At 65.1% G+C, this 15163-nt stretch carries 13 protein-coding genes; 6 read left to right on the forward strand and 7 right to left on the reverse strand.

Annotated elements, in window-relative coordinates; all coding sequences use genetic code 11:
* Positions 1-7: 7 nt before the first annotated feature.
* On the reverse strand, positions 8-1576 hold the full coding sequence (locus tag AC1RUK_RS16885; protein ID WP_481840064.1) for a DUF2778 domain-containing protein: 1569 nt from the start codon (positions 1574-1576) through the stop codon (positions 8-10).
* Positions 1577-2079: 503 nt separating this feature from the next.
* Between AC1RUK_RS16885 and AC1RUK_RS16890 the strand changes: the two genes are divergently transcribed.
* The 4 genes from AC1RUK_RS16890 (at position 2080) to AC1RUK_RS16905 (ending at position 4695) form a co-directional block, all read left to right on the forward strand.
* A complete protein-coding gene (locus tag AC1RUK_RS16890) occupies positions 2080-3600 on the forward strand; it encodes a multicopper oxidase family protein (RefSeq protein WP_481834706.1) in 1521 nt (506 codons plus the stop codon).
* A gap of 26 nt (positions 3601-3626) precedes the next feature.
* Complete coding sequence (locus AC1RUK_RS16895) at positions 3627-4148, forward strand: cytochrome c (RefSeq protein ID WP_481834705.1); 522 nt, start codon at positions 3627-3629, stop codon at positions 4146-4148.
* A 90-nt stretch (positions 4149-4238) separates the two neighbouring features.
* Entirely contained in the window at positions 4239-4385 is a 147-nt protein-coding gene (locus AC1RUK_RS16900; RefSeq protein WP_481834704.1) for a hypothetical protein, read from the forward strand.
* 88 nt (positions 4386-4473) lie between these two features.
* Positions 4474-4695: a dihydrofolate reductase family protein gene (locus AC1RUK_RS16905; RefSeq protein WP_481834703.1), complete on the forward strand. Its 222-nt coding sequence runs from the start codon at positions 4474-4476 to the stop codon at positions 4693-4695.
* A gap of 13 nt (positions 4696-4708) precedes the next feature.
* Here AC1RUK_RS16905 and AC1RUK_RS16910 read toward each other — a convergent pair whose 3' ends face one another.
* The 5 genes from AC1RUK_RS16910 to AC1RUK_RS16930 all read right to left on the reverse strand — a co-directional run bounded on the left by AC1RUK_RS16910 (position 4709) and on the right by AC1RUK_RS16930 (position 11350).
* Positions 4709-5605, reverse strand: a complete 897-nt coding sequence (locus tag AC1RUK_RS16910) for a dihydrodipicolinate synthase family protein (protein WP_481834702.1) — start codon at positions 5603-5605, stop codon at positions 4709-4711.
* A 131-nt stretch (positions 5606-5736) separates the two neighbouring features.
* Positions 5737-7806, reverse strand: coding sequence for an ABC transporter ATP-binding protein (locus AC1RUK_RS16915; RefSeq protein WP_481840065.1), 2070 nt, complete (start codon positions 7804-7806; stop codon positions 5737-5739).
* Positions 7803-8708: an oligopeptide ABC transporter permease gene (gene opp4C, locus AC1RUK_RS16920; protein WP_481834700.1), complete on the reverse strand. Its 906-nt coding sequence runs from the start codon at positions 8706-8708 to the stop codon at positions 7803-7805. Before opp4C ends, AC1RUK_RS16915 begins: the two co-directional genes overlap by 4 nt.
* Entirely contained in the window at positions 8701-9657 is a 957-nt protein-coding gene (locus tag AC1RUK_RS16925) for an ABC transporter permease (protein ID WP_481834699.1), read from the reverse strand. Before AC1RUK_RS16925 ends, opp4C begins: the two co-directional genes overlap by 8 nt.
* A gap of 94 nt (positions 9658-9751) precedes the next feature.
* A complete protein-coding gene (locus AC1RUK_RS16930) occupies positions 9752-11350 on the reverse strand; it encodes an ABC transporter substrate-binding protein (RefSeq protein WP_481834698.1) in 1599 nt (532 codons plus the stop codon).
* 216 nt (positions 11351-11566) lie between these two features.
* On the opposite strand from AC1RUK_RS16930, the gene nanR reads away from it, so the two are divergent.
* A complete protein-coding gene (gene nanR / locus AC1RUK_RS16935) occupies positions 11567-12250 on the forward strand; it encodes a transcriptional regulator NanR (protein ID WP_481834697.1) in 684 nt (227 codons plus the stop codon).
* A 192-nt stretch (positions 12251-12442) separates the two neighbouring features.
* Here nanR and AC1RUK_RS16940 read toward each other — a convergent pair whose 3' ends face one another.
* Positions 12443-13333: an ankyrin repeat domain-containing protein gene (locus tag AC1RUK_RS16940; RefSeq protein WP_481834696.1), complete on the reverse strand. Its 891-nt coding sequence runs from the start codon at positions 13331-13333 to the stop codon at positions 12443-12445.
* A gap of 537 nt (positions 13334-13870) precedes the next feature.
* Between AC1RUK_RS16940 and AC1RUK_RS16945 the strand changes: the two genes are divergently transcribed.
* Positions 13871-15124, forward strand: coding sequence for a GGDEF domain-containing protein (locus tag AC1RUK_RS16945; protein WP_481834695.1), 1254 nt, complete (start codon positions 13871-13873; stop codon positions 15122-15124).
* Positions 15125-15163: the final 39 nt, after the last annotated feature.

Below are 15163 nucleotides of genomic sequence, written 5' to 3' on the forward strand. Positions count from 1 at the left end.
TGTCCAGCTAGCCCTGGCGGCCTTCCTGGGCGACCTGCGTCAAGGGCTTGGACATGCGCGGCACCACGACAAGGCGCTTGATCTTGCCCTTCTTGAAGGCAGCGAGGAAGCGGCCATAGTCCTTGAAGGCCACGCAGCCGCTGGATTGGGCTGGGGCGTTGCGCAGCAGATAGGTATGGGCGAGCAGGCCGTTGCGGTTATATTTGTTCCTGCCGCTGGTCGGCGTCAGCCGGATGGCCTCGACGCCGTGGAAGCGCGATTCGCGCATCGACAGATTGTAGGTGTCGGGCGGCGTCGGGCCGGAATTCTTGCGGCTGGAGAAGCGCGGTTGGTCGACCATGGCGCCCTTCCCCGAATGCGCCTCGAGCTTGGAGCCATCGGGCATGTAGACCGTCGCCGCCGAGATGTCGTAGACGGCAACGCCATTGCCCATGCTGGGCCGGCTGGTGAACAAATTGCCGAACACGCCGCCTGCGCCGCGCTCGGGCATGTCAGGCTTGGCATAGGCCAGCATTTCGCCGTCCTGAGCCTTCGACCGCTTGGCTGGCTTGGCCGGCTTGCCCTGGCTGGCTTGCACGACCTGGTTGGCTTGCACGCCCGGCAGGACCCCGTGCTCGGCGCTGCGTGGCGACATGGCCGGCGCGCGGGGTGCCTCGGCCGCCGGCACATCCGCGGCCTTGGCCGACTGGGTCCTGGTGGGCTTTGTAGCCTGCGCCTTTGGGACTTGAGCCTTTGGCGCCTCGGTCTCTGTCTTGGAGGCACGAGCCTTGGGGGACTCGATCCTGGGAGATTGGGCCGGTTGGTCGATCTCCGCCTGCGGCCGGCCAGTCGGCAACGGAATTGCGTCCGGCATCTCGTCCTGTGGCGGCAGCGAGGCTACCTGAACCTCGGCCTGCTGCGTGTCAGGCGCTGCCAGCGCAACGGACGGCGGCGGCGACAACATATCGGCGGCCTCCGGCATGGCATTGGCCAGCGCAAGGGCCAGGCGCGACGAGCGTTCTATCTCCGCCACTTGCGGCCCGAAGCGCGCTGACACCGGGCCGTTCTGGTCAGGCAGGCGAACAACGGGCTCGGCGAAGCGGGCATCGGATGGCAGGCTCGCCAGCATAAACGGCCCGTTTTGCGCGCGGGCAAAGGCGGCAGCGAGCTTTTGCGGCGACAGTTTTGCCCTCGCCACCACGCCGTCGAAGCGGTCGCCGGGCAGAGTGGCAAGCGCGACGGCATTCGGTGTCTTCGGCGCGCTCCTGTCCGGCTTTGCCGCCGGCTGCAGCCGCGCCATCTTACCGTCATGGGCGAAGCTGGAAGCCGCGCGTAGGCAGCCGGCATCGCACTGGCCGAGCAGGGAAGCCGGCCGGCCGTTGGCGGAAAACTGCGGTGCCCAGGCGAGCGTCCGGCGCGGATCGGCAAGCGCAATGGTTCTTGGCGCAAGCAGGCTTTGCGGCAGTCCGTTGGAAGCGGCGGTGAGCGAGGTGCCGACGGAATCGAGGCCGGCCATGGTCGCCACCGACCACAGAGCGATCACCGCGCCGACGGCGGGAACCGCGACCCAGCGCAGGCCGGGCTTCTTCGAAGTCAATCCACGATCAGGATTGTCACCCCGGTCTTTCAAACGCACAAACGCCATACAACCACTCTCAATCGGCTTGCCGGCTTGCGAGCCTGGCATCCGTCTCGATTACAGTTCGCCTGGTGCCCCCTGCACCTTCCTGCGTCTGTTGCCGATTGAATCAAAAGATGGACAAAGTTGGTTAACCAATCCCTCCATCGGTCGCCGATTGCACGGCGGTCGATACGAAAAAAGAGCCCTCCACAGTCTCCGCTATGGTAAAAATGCTCTCCCTCACCTGCCTTGCTGCCCGTTTTTGCTGATCGAGTCAAGAAACCCCGGCATGAGCGGCCGCGCGGAACAGCCATTCGGATCGATCATATTAGATTTCACTAATGAAATATTGGGTGTGATGCCTTGCCGGTGCGTCCTGGCGCGCGCGGCCCGCGCTTGACCTTCCAGCCACTGGAACCCTTAGCGTGATGAAACGGTGTCAGGCGACGTCCCTTCCCATCGAGATCCAGGAGCGAAAAATGCATCGACGAGGTTTTTTGGCGGCAGGCCTGGCGACGGTTCTGGCGAGCCCGCGCGCGCTGGCGCAGATGAAGTTAGACGACATGTCGAGCATGGACTCGATGCCCGGCATGAGTGGTCACGCCGGCCATGACATGGGCGCCATGTCGCAAGGTGCGACCATGCTGCCCGAGGGCAAGGCGCTGCGCGAATTGCCGCTGTTGGCCAACGAGAGCGGACGTCCCGGGCTGTTCAAGGCGAGGCTGACGGCCGAGCCCGCTGTCACGCGTTTTGCCGAGGGACAGGACACGCCGATCCTTGCCTATAACGGCCAGAGCCCGGGCCCGCTGATCGAGGCATTCGAGGGCGACCGTGTCGAGATCACCTTCGCCAACCGCATCGGGGAGGAATCCAGCACCATCCACTGGCACGGCATGCCGGTGCCTGCCGACCAGGACGGCAACCCGATGGACCCGGTAGCAGCGGGCACTGACCGCATCTACGCCTTCGACCTGCCGGAAGGCAGCGCCGGCTCCTACTGGTACCACCCGCACCCGCATGGCAAGACGGCCGAGCAGGTCTATCGCGGCCTCGCTGGCGCCTTCGTGGTCAAGTCCAAGGGCGATCCCGTTCCGGCCGATTATGGCGATACGGTTCTGGTGCTGACCGACCTTCGCCTCGCCGCCGACGGCTCGATGCCCGACAACACCATGAGCGACCTGATGAACGGCCGCGTCGGCGACCATGTGCTGGTCAACGGCCAGAAGAACCCGCGGCTTTCGGTGGCGAAGGGCGCCAGGCGGCGCTTGCGGCTCTACAACGCCACCAATGCGCGCTTCCTCAAGCTCGCCTTCGATGGCGCGCCGATGACGATCATCGGAACGGATGGCGGCCTCCTGGAGAGGCCGGCGGCGGCCGACGAGATCCTGCTCAGCCCGGCCGAGCGCATCGAGTTGGTCGTCTCCTTCGACAAGCCCGGTCCCACCACCTTGTACACGCTGGGCTACGATCGCGGCTGGATGGGCCCCGGCCGCCCGGCCGATGCGGGACTGACGCTGCTCACGGTCGATGTCTCCGAGACGCCGGCGCAAGCGGTCCCGCCGCTGCCCGAGAGGCTGCGGCCGATCGCGCCGCTCCCAGCCCCTGCCCTCAGCCGGCGCCTGGTCTTGACAGAGACCATGGCGATGAACGCCACCGGCATGGAGATGGGCTTCCTGATCAACGGCAGGGCCTTCGACATGGCCCGCGTCGACATTGTCGCCAAGGCCGGTGAGACCGAGCTCTGGGAGATCGTCAACCAGGCCGACATGGACCACCCGTTCCATGTCCACGGCACGCAGTTCCAGGTGTTCGAGCGCGAGCGCGACGGCATCACCTCCAAGCCGTCCTATCTTGCCTGGAAGGACACTGTGAATGTGGCGCGCGGCGAGACGGTGCGGCTCCTGCTGCGCCAGGAGCGGCGGGGACTGCGTATGTATCACTGCCACATCCTCGAGCATGAGCAGCTCGGCATGATGGGCGTACTCGACGTGCAGGCATGAGGTCCAGCGCGGCGTCTGGAGTGGCCGTGTTGGCGCTCGCGCTCGCCTCACCGGTTGCCGGGGCGGAAAGTGCCATCGTCGCCGCGCGTCAAGCCTCGATGAAGGAGATGGCGGCGGCGGCGAAAACCGTTGCCGAGATGTTCGACGGCAAGCGCGCCTATGACGCCGCCGGCTTCCGGGCGGCGGCCGCAGCGCTCAGCGCCCGCACCGGCCCTGCCCTGCTTGCCGAATTTCCCGAGGGCACTCTGGGGGCGCCATCGGGCGCCAAGCTGGAGATCGAGCAGGCGCGGCCGGAATTCGAGGCGCTCGCCCGCCATATCGGCCGACTTGCCGCAGCACTCGCCGCCAAGGCCGACAAGGCGCCGGCCGAAATCAGCGGCGAGATGCGGATGGGGGCAGGCTTGCCGATGGATGGCGGCAGCCTGCTCGGCAAGCGGCCGAATGCGGCGGAAGCCGATCCGGCCAAGCTGCCGGCGGAGCATCTGTTGCATCTCATCCTGCAGGATTGTTCGGGCTGCCATTCGAAATTCCGGCGAAAGATCGAGTAAGGGCAAGTGGGTTGGTCGGCCGACGGCCGTTTGCCAAAAATTAAGCTGTTGAGCAGAAGCTAATATGCTTCACCTGTCGACCACGAGCCAATGACCAAGAACCTCAACAACCCCGAGCCCAATACTCCCGCGAACGGGACAAGGTCGTCGACCGTCGGCAAGGTGGCACCGGCGCTGTTCCCGCTGGCGGTCGTGGCGCTCTGCTATCTCGTGGGCAAGCAGTTCTTCGGGTTCTGAGGGACGCACTATAGCCCCAGGATGAATGCCGTAACACCGGCCGGAGTTCGTAGCGCCGAAGAATCATACCGCTCCGCAGCGATCCTTCGTGCTCCCCTCTCTGTCCCGCCAGATCGGCGTCGGCGGCGCCGAACTTGCCGCACATCTGGCACGATCGAGCCTCATCGACGAGTACCGGCTCTACATGCATCCGGTCGTGCTCGGCGGCGGCAAGCCGTACTTCCACGCCGGCCTGTCGCTTAAGCTGACGCCGCTTGGCACCGAAAGCCTTTCCCAGGGCGTGACTCTGCTGCGTTACGCACCAGGCTGACCGCAGACCCCCTTCAAGCCAGCCATTCGCGGATCGCCGGGCGGGCGAGGACCTCGCGCATGTGGCCTTCGGCGTCGGCGACAGCAGGTGCCATCGGGGGGCGGGTCGGGCCGCAATCGACGCCGATGACGCGGAAGGCGGCCTTCATGCCGGGCAGCACGCCGGTTTCCATCAGCGCCTCGACGAAATCCTGCGACACCATCTGCAGGGTTCGCGCACGGGTGAGGTCGCCGGCGCGCACCGCCTGGTCCACCGCGACGTAGAGCCGCCCGAGCAGATTGTAGGTGGTGCCGATGCCGCCCTCCGTGCCCAGCATGCCGGCGGCGGCGTAGATTTCGTCGAAGCCGTAGTAGAACAGCTTTTGCGGCTGCCGCTTGCGCAGCAGCGAATATTTGAACAGGTCGGTGGAAGTGTATTTGATGCCGATAACATTGCCGAGATCGAGCAGCCGCACCAACAGCGCCAGCGGCAGCGGCCGGCCGGTGCGCAAGGGGATCTCGTAGACGATCAGCGGCAAGCCGGTCGCCGCCGCCAGCGCCTTGTAGTAGCCAAACACCTCCTCGTCGGAGAACGGGTAGGAATGCGGCGGCAGCGCCGACAGCGCTTGGTAGCCCAGCTTCTCGGCCTGCCGCGCCAGGCGAATGGAATCGCGCAGATTGGGCATGCCGACATGGGCTATCAGCGTGGCGCCGCTTGGCTTGGCGTTCTCGGCGACCAGCTCCTGCTGGGCCAACAATTCGTCCACCGTCAGCAGGCCCGATTCACCGCTGCTGCCGCCGACATAGAGCCCGGCCAGCCCTTGGCGCAGCACATAGTCGTTGATGTTGCGCTGGCGCTGCGGGTCGAACTCGCCCGCGTCGCTGAGGCCGGTCATCAAGGCGGCATACATGCCCGCCAACTCTCTGGTCATTCTGGGATCCTCGGTGCTTTCAGGACTGTGTCGGGGAGATCGGAGCCTGATCCAGTGATTCCGGATCTGGCTCTATCGTCTTGTTTCGGCGTGGTCCTTTCCGGCAGCCGGCTTCGGTTCGCAGACATCGCCTAGGCCTCCCCGGCATGGTGGCAGGTGACGATGTGCTGCGCGGCGCCGGATGAGTCGAAATCGCGCGGCTCGGGCGCCACCCGGGCGCAGCTCTCGCTCGCCTTCGGGCAGCGCGGATGGAAATGGCAGCCGGACGGCGGCTTCGACGGATCGGGCACGCCGCCGCCAAGCACGATGCGACGGCGCGTGCCGCCGGCCTTCGGATCGGGCACCGGGATCGCCGACAAAAGCGCGCGCGTATAGGGATGCAGCGGGTTGCCGAACACCGCCGCCGTTGAGCCGGTCTCGACGATGCGGCCGAGATACATGACCGCGACGCGGTCGCTGAGATAGCGGATCATCGACAGATCGTGACCGATGAACAGGTAGGTCAGGCCAAGCCGCGCCTTCAAATCGTCGAGCAGGTTGACGATCTGCGCTTGAATGGAGACGTCGAGCGCCGAGATCGGCTCGTCGGCGATGATGAATTTAGGGCTTCCGGCGAGCGCGCGGGCGATGCCGACGCGCTGGCGCTGGCCGCCGGAGAGCTCGAACGGGTAGCGGTCGCGCAGCGCCTCGCGCAGACCGACCAGCGCCAGCAGCTCGCTGACGCGCGCCTCGCGCGAGGCGCGGGTGCCGATCTTCTGGGCGCGCAGGCCTTCGCCGATGATGCGCCCGACGGTCATGCGCGGATTGAGCGAGCCGAATGGATTCTGGAACACCATCTGCATATCGCGGCGGCGTTCTTTCGCCCGCTCGCCCGACGCATCGGCATAGTCCTTGCCCTCGAACCGGATTTCGCCCTCGCTCGGACGTTCGAGTCCGAGCACGGCACGACCGGTCGTCGACTTGCCGCAGCCGCTTTCGCCGACCAGCGCCAGCGTCTCGCCGCGCATCACCTCGAAGCTGACGCCATCGACGGCGCGCACCGCGCCGACCTGGCGGCGGAGCACGCCGCGGCGGATCGGGAAATGCACTTTGAGGCCAGAGACGGCGAGCAGCGGCTCATTTGGCGCGGCGCCGGATTCCCGTGCGGTCGCCATGACTGCTTCCGGCGCGCGCGGCAAGCCTTGCAGCTCGCGCCAACGCCAGCAGGCGGCGGCGTGAGCTTGTACGACCGGCTCCAACACCGGCTTTGCCTCGCGGCAGCGGGCGACGGCATGGTCGCAGCGCGGCGCGAAGGCGCAGAAGGTCGGTGGTAGCGTAACGTTGGGCGGCGCGCCCTTGATCGGCACCAGCCGGGTGTTTGCCGCCGTCAGCGACGGGATCGAGTTGAGCAGGCCAATCGTATAGGGATGGGTGGGTGCTGAAAACAGCCGCTCCACCGGTGCCGTCTCGACGAGGCTGCCGGCATACATCACCGCCACACGCTCGACGAGGCCGGCGACCAGGCTGAGGTCATGGCTGATCCAGATGATCGCCATGCCGAGCTCTTTCTGCAGGCGGGCGACCAGCTCGACGATCTGCGCCTGGATGGTGACGTCGAGCGCCGTCGTCGGCTCGTCGGCGATCAGGATCGAGGGCTTGCAGACCAGCGCCATGGCAATGCCGATGCGCTGCAATTGCCCGCCCGAGAACTGGTGTGGAAAGGCCTGCATGCGCTGCGCCGCGTTGGCGATGCCGACGAGGTCCAGCATGTCGAGTGCCTGGCGCTCGGCTTGCTTTTCGCTAAGCCCCTGGTGCTCGCGTAGCGCCTCGGTCAGTTGCAGGCCGATGGTCAGCACCGGGTTCAGCGACGACATCGGGTCCTGGAAGATCATGGCGATGTCGCGGCCGCGTATCTGGCGCAGCTCGCTGTCTGGCATGGCGAGAAGATCGCGGCCACGGAAAAGCGCGCGTCCCGAGGTGACGCGGCCCGGCGGCTTGCGGATCAGCCCCATCAGCGTCTGCACGGTGACCGACTTGCCGGAGCCGCTCTCGCCGACGATCGCCAGCAACTCGCCCTCGGCGAGCTGGAAGGAGACGTCGTTGACGGCATAGACCGCGCGGCCCTCGGGGCCGAAGGCGACGCTCAGCCCTTGCACGTCGAGCAATGGCCCCTGCCCGGTCGCTTCCACCTTGTCACGCGCAAGCGTATCGGCGTGCATCATTTGCCGCCTCCGCCGATGATGTGCTGCGGGTCGAGCGCATCGCGCAGGCCGTCGCCGACGAAGTTGATGCTGAGCACGGCAATGGCGATCATGGCGCCGGGCGGGATCCACATCCAGGGCTGGCTCTCCAGGATCGACAGCGTGCGCGCATCGCGCAGCATGTTGCCCCAGCTGGCGGCCGGCGCCTGCGCGCCGAGGCCGAGGAAGGAGAGCGAGGCTTCGAGCAGGATGACGGTCGCGACGTCTAGCGTGATCGCGACCAGGATCGGGCTCAGCACATTGGGCAGGATGTGTTCGAGGATGATGACCTGGGGCGAGGTGCCGAGCGAGCGCGCGGCGAGGATGAATTCCTGGTTGCGCAGCGAAAGAATCTCGCCGCGCGTCAGCCGGGCGATGGAGGGCCAACTGAGCAGGCCGATGACCAGCATGGTGTTGACGATGCTGGGGCCGACCACGGCGACGAAGGCAATGATGATGACCAGGCGCGGAAAGGTCAGCACCATGTCGATCAGCCCCATCAGGAAGAGATCGACCTTGCCGCCGAAATAGCCGGCGACGGCGCCGACGAAGATGCCGATTGCCGCCGAGATCGCCACCGCGATAAAGCCCACCGACAGCGAGATGCGGCCGCCATGGAGGATGCGGGCGAAGATGTCGCGCCCGGTGCCGTCGGTGCCGAGCCAATGCACGCCGGCGGGCGGCTGGTTGCGACCCCTGAGGTCGATGTCGTTCGGCCCGTAGTGGGCGATCAGCGGCGCAAAAATGCAGGCGAGCACGATGATGGCGAGCACCACCAGCCCGACCGTCGCCAGCCGGTGGTGCAGGAAGCGGCGCGCCGCCTCGCCCCACAGGCCGCGCGAGGCGCCGGCGGCAATGCCGGTATCAAGGGCGGCCTCAGTCATAGCTCACCCTCGGGTCGAGCACGCTGTAGGCAAGGTCGGTCGCAAGGTTGGCCAGCATGACGATGATAGCGGTGATCAGCACGTAGCCCATGATCACCGGACTGTCCCGGTTGACCACCGCGTCGATGAACATCAGGCCGATGCCCGGCCACTGGAAGATGGTTTCGATCACCACAGAACCGCCAAAGAGCGTCGGCAGAGCGAGGCCGACGACCGTGACCAGCGGGATCAGCGCGTTGCGCAGGCCGTGGCGCAGCACGATGGTGCTGGGCCGCAGCCCCTTGGCCCTGGCGGTGCGCATATAGCTCTGGTTCAGCACTTCGAGCATGCCGGCGCGGGCATAGCGCATGAAGATCGCGGCGCGGAACAGGGCGAGTGCCGCCGCCGGCAGGATCAGGTGCCTGAGGTTGTCGGCCAGCGAGAAACTGTCGCCCGCGGTCGAGATGCCCGACGAGGGCAGCCAGCGCAATTCCAGCGCAAAGACATAGACCAAGAGCAGGCCCATGAAGAAGTCCGGAATCGACACGCCGACGAAGCCGCCCAGCGTCAGCGAATAGTCGGTCAGCCGGTATTGCCGGAGCGCCGAGATGACGCCGAGCGTGGTGCCGATGACGAAGGCCGCAAGCAGCGCCACGCCCATCAGTTCCAGCGTCATCGGCAGGCGTTCGCTGATGATCGCGGCGACGCTGCGGCCATTGACGAAGGAGCGGCCGAGATTGCCGTGCAGGATCTGGCCGATCCAGTCGAGGTATTGGATGTAGAGCGGTTGGTCGAGGCCGAGCTCGCCGCGCCGCATGGCGATCAGCTCCTCGCTCGACGGCGCCTCGGCGGTGATCATCGCCAGCACCGCATCGCCTGGCATGGCATGGGCGATGGCGAAGACGATGATCGTGACGCCGAACAGCACCGGCACGCCGAGCAGGAGCTTGCGCAAGAGGTAGCTGAGCACGGCCTCTCCTATGCCAAGGGCGAGTTTTGAAAGCGGGGAATCATGGGGCTCCGCTGGGCCGGAGCCCCATGGCAGTCGAGCATGCTCGGTGGTGCTACTTGGCCACTTCCCACTTCTCGACTTCGTTGTAGACGGCGTGGTTGAAGATCACGAGCGGCTGCTCCTTGAAGTGCTGGGCAAGGCCGACGATGCGGTTGTTGAAGGCGAGCGGGCGCACCTCGTTCCACAGCCAGGCCTTGGGCAATTCCTTGTTGAGAATGCGCGAGGCTTCCTGGTACGCCTCGGCGCGTACCTCATGATCCGCCGATTCCAGACCCTTGTTGAACAATTCGTCGAGCTTCTGATTGCAGTAGCCGAAGCCCAGCGGCTTGGCGCCGCAGACGACCAGCGGCGAGCCGAGCGAGGGATCGAGCCCCATGCCGTTGGCGAAAAAGCCCATCTGGAAAGTGCCGTCGGCATAGACCTGGTTGATGGCCGCCGGATCGAGCAGGCGCGGCTGGATGTTGACGCCGACGGCGGCCAGATAGCTCTGGATGGCGGTGACGGTATCGACGTTCATCTGGTCGGAATAGTAGTAGATGAAATCGACCGGCTGGCTGCCGTCCCAGCCGGCTTCGGCAAGCAGTTGCTTGGCCTTGTCGGGATTGTAGTCATAGGGCTCGAGGTCCTTGGCGCGGGCCCAGTCCTGTGGGAACAGCGTGTTCGACAATTCGCCGGCGCCCTGCTTGACCGTCTCGATGATCGCCTTGCGGTCGATGGCGTAGAGCATCGCCTGGCGCACCCTGACATCGGCGAAGCGCTTGTCGGCGAGGTTGAACTGCAGATAGGTCGGCAGGCCGGCGGAAAATTTCGGCAGCACCGTCAGATAGTCGAGCTTCTGCAGCCGCGCGAGTTCGGAGATCGGCACGCCGCCGCCCTCATAGGACATGGCGTCGACCTCCTTCGTCTCCAGCGCGGCGATGATCGGCGGCACGTCCTTGTAGATCTGGTAGATGATGCGGTCGAGCTTGGGCGCACCGAGGAAATAGTCGGGGTTGCGGTCGACCTCGACATACTGGTCGCTCTCGTATTTCTTCCAGATGAACGGGCCGGTGCCGACGCGGTTGACCCAGAAGGCATTGCCCTTGATGTCCTGCGGCGCGACCTTGCCCAGAATGTGTTCGGGAAAGATGCTGATGGCGATAAGCTGCAACTGGACCCAGAGCGGCTTGGCGCTGTCGAGCTCGACCTGGACGGTCATGTCGTCGAGTGCTTTCACCCCGGCAACCGAGGAGGCGGAGCCATCCTGAAACGCCTTGTATCCGGCCACCGCGCCAAGCTTTTGCGACCAGGGCGAGCCGACCTTCGGATTGGCGTAGAGGTTGAGGCTGAACACCACGTCCTTGGCGGTGAAGGGCGTGCCGTCATGCCATTTGACGCCGTGGCGCAGGTTGAAGATGTAGGTCTTGCCGCCATCCGGCGACTTCCAGCTTTCGGCCAGCATCGGCTGCACGTCGTCGCCGGTCCATTTGATGTGGACGAGGCCCTGCAGCACCGTCTCGTCGAGCCTGTGGCCGCAGGTGGTGTGCAACGTGCCCATCTCGATGCAGCCGGTGCGCATGGCCGAACGGAACGTGCCGCCATCCGCCTTGGCGAAGCCGGCGGCAAACATCATGGCCAGCGCCGGCACAAGCCTCATCAACATTCGTCTCATGGAATTCTCCTCCCGTTGTTTTCCGGCGGCCGAAATTGGGGGCATGCCCCTGCTCCGGGCCTGCTCCCGCGCCAGGCTTCGCCTGTCGCACCGGCCACCGCGCCATCAGCCAGCGGCGACCTTCTCCAACCCTTCGGTCGTGCAAGTCCTCACTTGCGACGACTGGTATAATAGCTTAAAAGGTAGACCATGCACAATATGCCGGTACGAAAAAAATTGTCGGACGAGGTTCGCCTGCGCCTGGAGGAGATGATCCGCGACGAGGTCTATCCGGTCGGCGGCTCGCTGCCGTCCGAGCGCGAGCTGATGACGATGTTCGATGTCGGCCGCCCCTCGGTGCGCGAGGCGCTGTTTGCGCTGGAGAAGATGGGGCTGGTGCGCATCAACAGCGGCGAGAAGCCCAAGGTGACGCGGCCGACGCCGCGCAGCATGCTGGAGCAGCTGACCGGGACGGCGCATCTGTTGATGGACCAGCCCGACGGTATCGGCCATTTCGAGCAGTTGCGCCTGTTCCTCGAAGTCTCGATCGCGCGCCATGCCGCTGAGGTGGCGACGCCGGAGCAGATTGCTGCGCTGGCCGCGGCGCTGGCCGACAACGAGCGTGCCATTCCCCGCGCCCGCGCCTTCGCCGTCACCGACGTCGCCTTCCACCGCGTGCTGACCGAGATCCCCGGCAATCCGATCTTCCTCGCCGCGCATGAGGCGCTGGTCGAATGGCTGATCAACCAGCGCATCCACATGGCCAACACCGAGGTCGAGAACCGCAGGAGTTTCGCCGGCCACAAGGCGGTGTTCGAGGCGATCGAGCGCCACGACCCGGAAGCCGCGGGCCGCGCCATGCGCGAGCATCTGGAAAACGCCCGGCGCAAGTTCAATGCCGGCGCGTCGAAACAGGACTAGAGCGGTTCGCCGTTTCACGGAAACGCAGAACCGCTCTATCTCATTGTTTTGACGCAATTCCGGACGGAAAACCGCTACGCACTTTTCCTGGAATTGCTCTTGGGCGTGTACTCATAAACGACGGCCAGTCGATGAACGTTCTCGGCATAAGACGCCGGCCCGTAGCAGTAGTTGCGCCAAGAGATCATCGATTCAGGGCAGCGGGATCGGCTTGTCACTGAGCGTGCGCAAGTACGCGATCAGGTTGACCCGTTCGGTCTCGTCCGGAACACCAGGCGTCTCCATCTTAACGCCCGGCGTGGTGAGCATGGGCCCGAAGAGATATCTGTTCAGGTCCTCGTACGTCCACACGCCTTCCCAGCCGAGCAAAGCGTCGGAGTAACGCATCTTTGCCATGGATGCCTTGTCGCGGCCGACGACGCTCCACAAGTTCGGTCCCGCTTTGATCCCTCCCTGTGGCCCGGCAGTGTGGCAACGGTCACACGCGCGGGTAAAGTAGGTTCGGCCTTTCTCGACATCGGCAGAAGCCAACTTCATTGAGATCGGGGCTGGTGTTGGCAAGACGACGCCGTGCGACAAGAGATAGTCGGCAACGTCGCGTTGCCCCCTGCTTTTTGCCAGATGGAGCGGTGTCTTGCCGTCCATTGTCTTCGCATTCACGTCCGCGCCGGCCTCGACCAGTGCCTTCACGCAGTCGAAACAATCGAGAGTGACGGCGACATGAAGGGCGAATTCGCCGCCACGGTCGGAATTTGGATCTGCACCCCGCTCCAGCAACAGCTTTAACAGACCGATCTTGCCTGTCCCCACAGCCGCCATCAGCGGGGGCCCCCCAGTTGTCTGGGCGTTGACGTCCGCACCACGTTCTATGAGCAGTTTTGCCGCTTCGATGTGGCCCATCCAGACCGCAAAATAGAGCGGCGTTGCGGTTCCATCACTTTCGTCTATGCCGGCGCCTGCGTCGAGCGCCGCCGTGATCGCCGCGACATCGCCGTTCATGGCTGCATCGTGAATGGCGGCGGCATGCGATACAATCGGGATGTGTGCAAGCAGTAGTGGAATGAAAAGCAAGGACACGCGCATTTGGCATCTCCAAGGCAAATCGGAGGACGCGGCACGATTTCAAGGCGGCAAAGTTTACCTTAAATCCTTGCTTGTGACCACGCCCGTCGATGGCTCAATGAATGGTGGCAGCCCTTGAAAGAATGAAAGGAAGACCGGCCATGTCCCTACTGGCCGTCTGGCAACGGCCCGTAGGGTCCCATCCGGGTGAGCGCATGTTGCTTCGGGTTTATGAGTCCACGACCTGATGGTGCATTGGTCCTAGGCTACCAGGGCCATTGGTCGATATTGCCCTTATATTAGCTTCAGCGCATGTTCATGTCAGCCGGCGAGGTCGCAGAAGCCGGTCAGGCCCGGCGGCCAACCCATACATCCCCCCGGCAGCCGGGCCACCGACCTCGCCCGTGCGGGTCTCCCGTAAACGCCGGCCGACAACCAGCCAAGCCATTCCAAGACGGTCTGCGCGGCATGCAGCGGCTTCGACAGCCTCCTTTACCGAATGTTCAGCAACGTTTCGCATGTTCGCGCCGGGGGCGATGACGTGCGAGGCAGACGCCAATGCATCGAAACCTTGTCGACGCGCCGCCCTTGGCAATGGACGAAGACAGCATCGAGGCCGGACGGCTCGGCGCGCTCGAGCGCTTCGACGTCATGGACACGCCTCGCGAGGAGGCCTTCGACCGCATCACCCGGCTGATCCGCAACATCTTCGACCTGCCGATCGCCATCGTTTCGATGATCGACGGGCACAGGCAGTGGTACAAGGCCTATGAAGGTCTTGAAAACCGCGAGGTCGGCCGCGACGAGACGTTCTGCAAATACACCTTGCAGGAGCTGACGCCGTTGGTCGTCCCCGACGCGCGGCAGGATCAGCGCTTCGCACAAAACCCGCTTGTCACCGGCAATCCGCATATCCGTTTCTATGCCGGCGTTCCGCTGCGCACCGGCGACGGCCACGCCATCGGAACGGTGTGCGCCATCGGCTACGAGCCGCGCCAGTTCAATGCCCGGGAAACGGCGATCCTTTGCGATCTGTCGCAGCTGGCCATGGATACGCTCGAACTGCGCCAGCTTGCCGCCGTAGACGGCCTGACGGGCACGCTGTCGCGCCGCGCGTTCAAGGAACAGGCGGCACATGCCGTGGGTCTGGCCCGGCGCCACAAGCACGAGCTGGCATGCATCACCCTCGATCTCGACCACTTCAAGACGATCAACGACCGCTACGGCCATGCCGCCGGCGACAAGGTTTTGACCGCCATGGCGAAGGCTTGCCGGCAGCATCTTCGCGGCAGCGACCTGTTCGGCCGCCTGGGCGGGGAGGAATTCGCGCTTCTGCTGCCGCATACCAATCGCAAAGGCATGGCCGAGGTGGCGGAAAAACTGCGCGGGGCCATCGGCCAGGCCGACATCAGGCACGGCGCATCGAAAATCCCCGTCACCGCCAGCTTCGGCATGGCGGCGCTGGATGCGCGAACCCAGGACATCGACCAGTTGCTGGCCAATGCCGACACCGCGCTCTATGAAGCCAAGGCAGCCGGTCGCAACAGATGCATTGCCTTTCGCGCGCCGGACGATTTGGCCAAGGGACCGCGCCGGCGGGTGCTGAAGGCCGGCCGCATCCTGTTCAACAACCGGATGTCGTCCATCGACTGCACGGTAAAGACCTTTGCCGACGACGCCGCGGGGCTGGATGTGATCAGTTCGATCGGCGTGCCGGAGACGTTCAACCTGGTCATCCGCTCGGATGCCTTCGAGACGCGCTGCCGCATCGTCGCGCAGACCGAGCGGCACATCGAAGTCGAGTTCTGCTGAGGCGGCGCCATCGAGCAAGTCGCGGAGCCTGGTTGCGAA

The organism is Mesorhizobium monacense (assembly GCF_056781675.1).

Excerpts from the sequence above, each read along its gene's own strand:
- AC1RUK_RS16900 (WP_481834704.1), top strand. The coding sequence starts at position 4,239 with ATGACCAAGAACCTCAACAACCCCGAGCCCAATACTCCCGCGAACGGG.
- AC1RUK_RS16940 (WP_481834696.1), bottom strand. The coding sequence starts at position 13,333 with ATGCGCGTGTCCTTGCTTTTCATTCCACTACTGCTTGCACACATCCCG.
- AC1RUK_RS16890 (WP_481834706.1), top strand. The coding sequence starts at position 2,080 with ATGCATCGACGAGGTTTTTTGGCGGCAGGCCTGGCGACGGTTCTGGCG.
- AC1RUK_RS16910 (WP_481834702.1), bottom strand. The coding sequence starts at position 5,605 with ATGACCAGAGAGTTGGCGGGCATGTATGCCGCCTTGATGACCGGCCTC.
- AC1RUK_RS16930 (WP_481834698.1), bottom strand. The coding sequence starts at position 11,350 with ATGAGACGAATGTTGATGAGGCTTGTGCCGGCGCTGGCCATGATGTTT.
- AC1RUK_RS16915 (WP_481840065.1), bottom strand. The coding sequence starts at position 7,806 with ATGATGCACGCCGATACGCTTGCGCGTGACAAGGTGGAAGCGACCGGG.
- AC1RUK_RS16945 (WP_481834695.1), top strand. The coding sequence starts at position 13,871 with ATGCATCGAAACCTTGTCGACGCGCCGCCCTTGGCAATGGACGAAGAC.
- opp4C (WP_481834700.1), bottom strand. The coding sequence starts at position 8,708 with ATGACTGAGGCCGCCCTTGATACCGGCATTGCCGCCGGCGCCTCGCGC.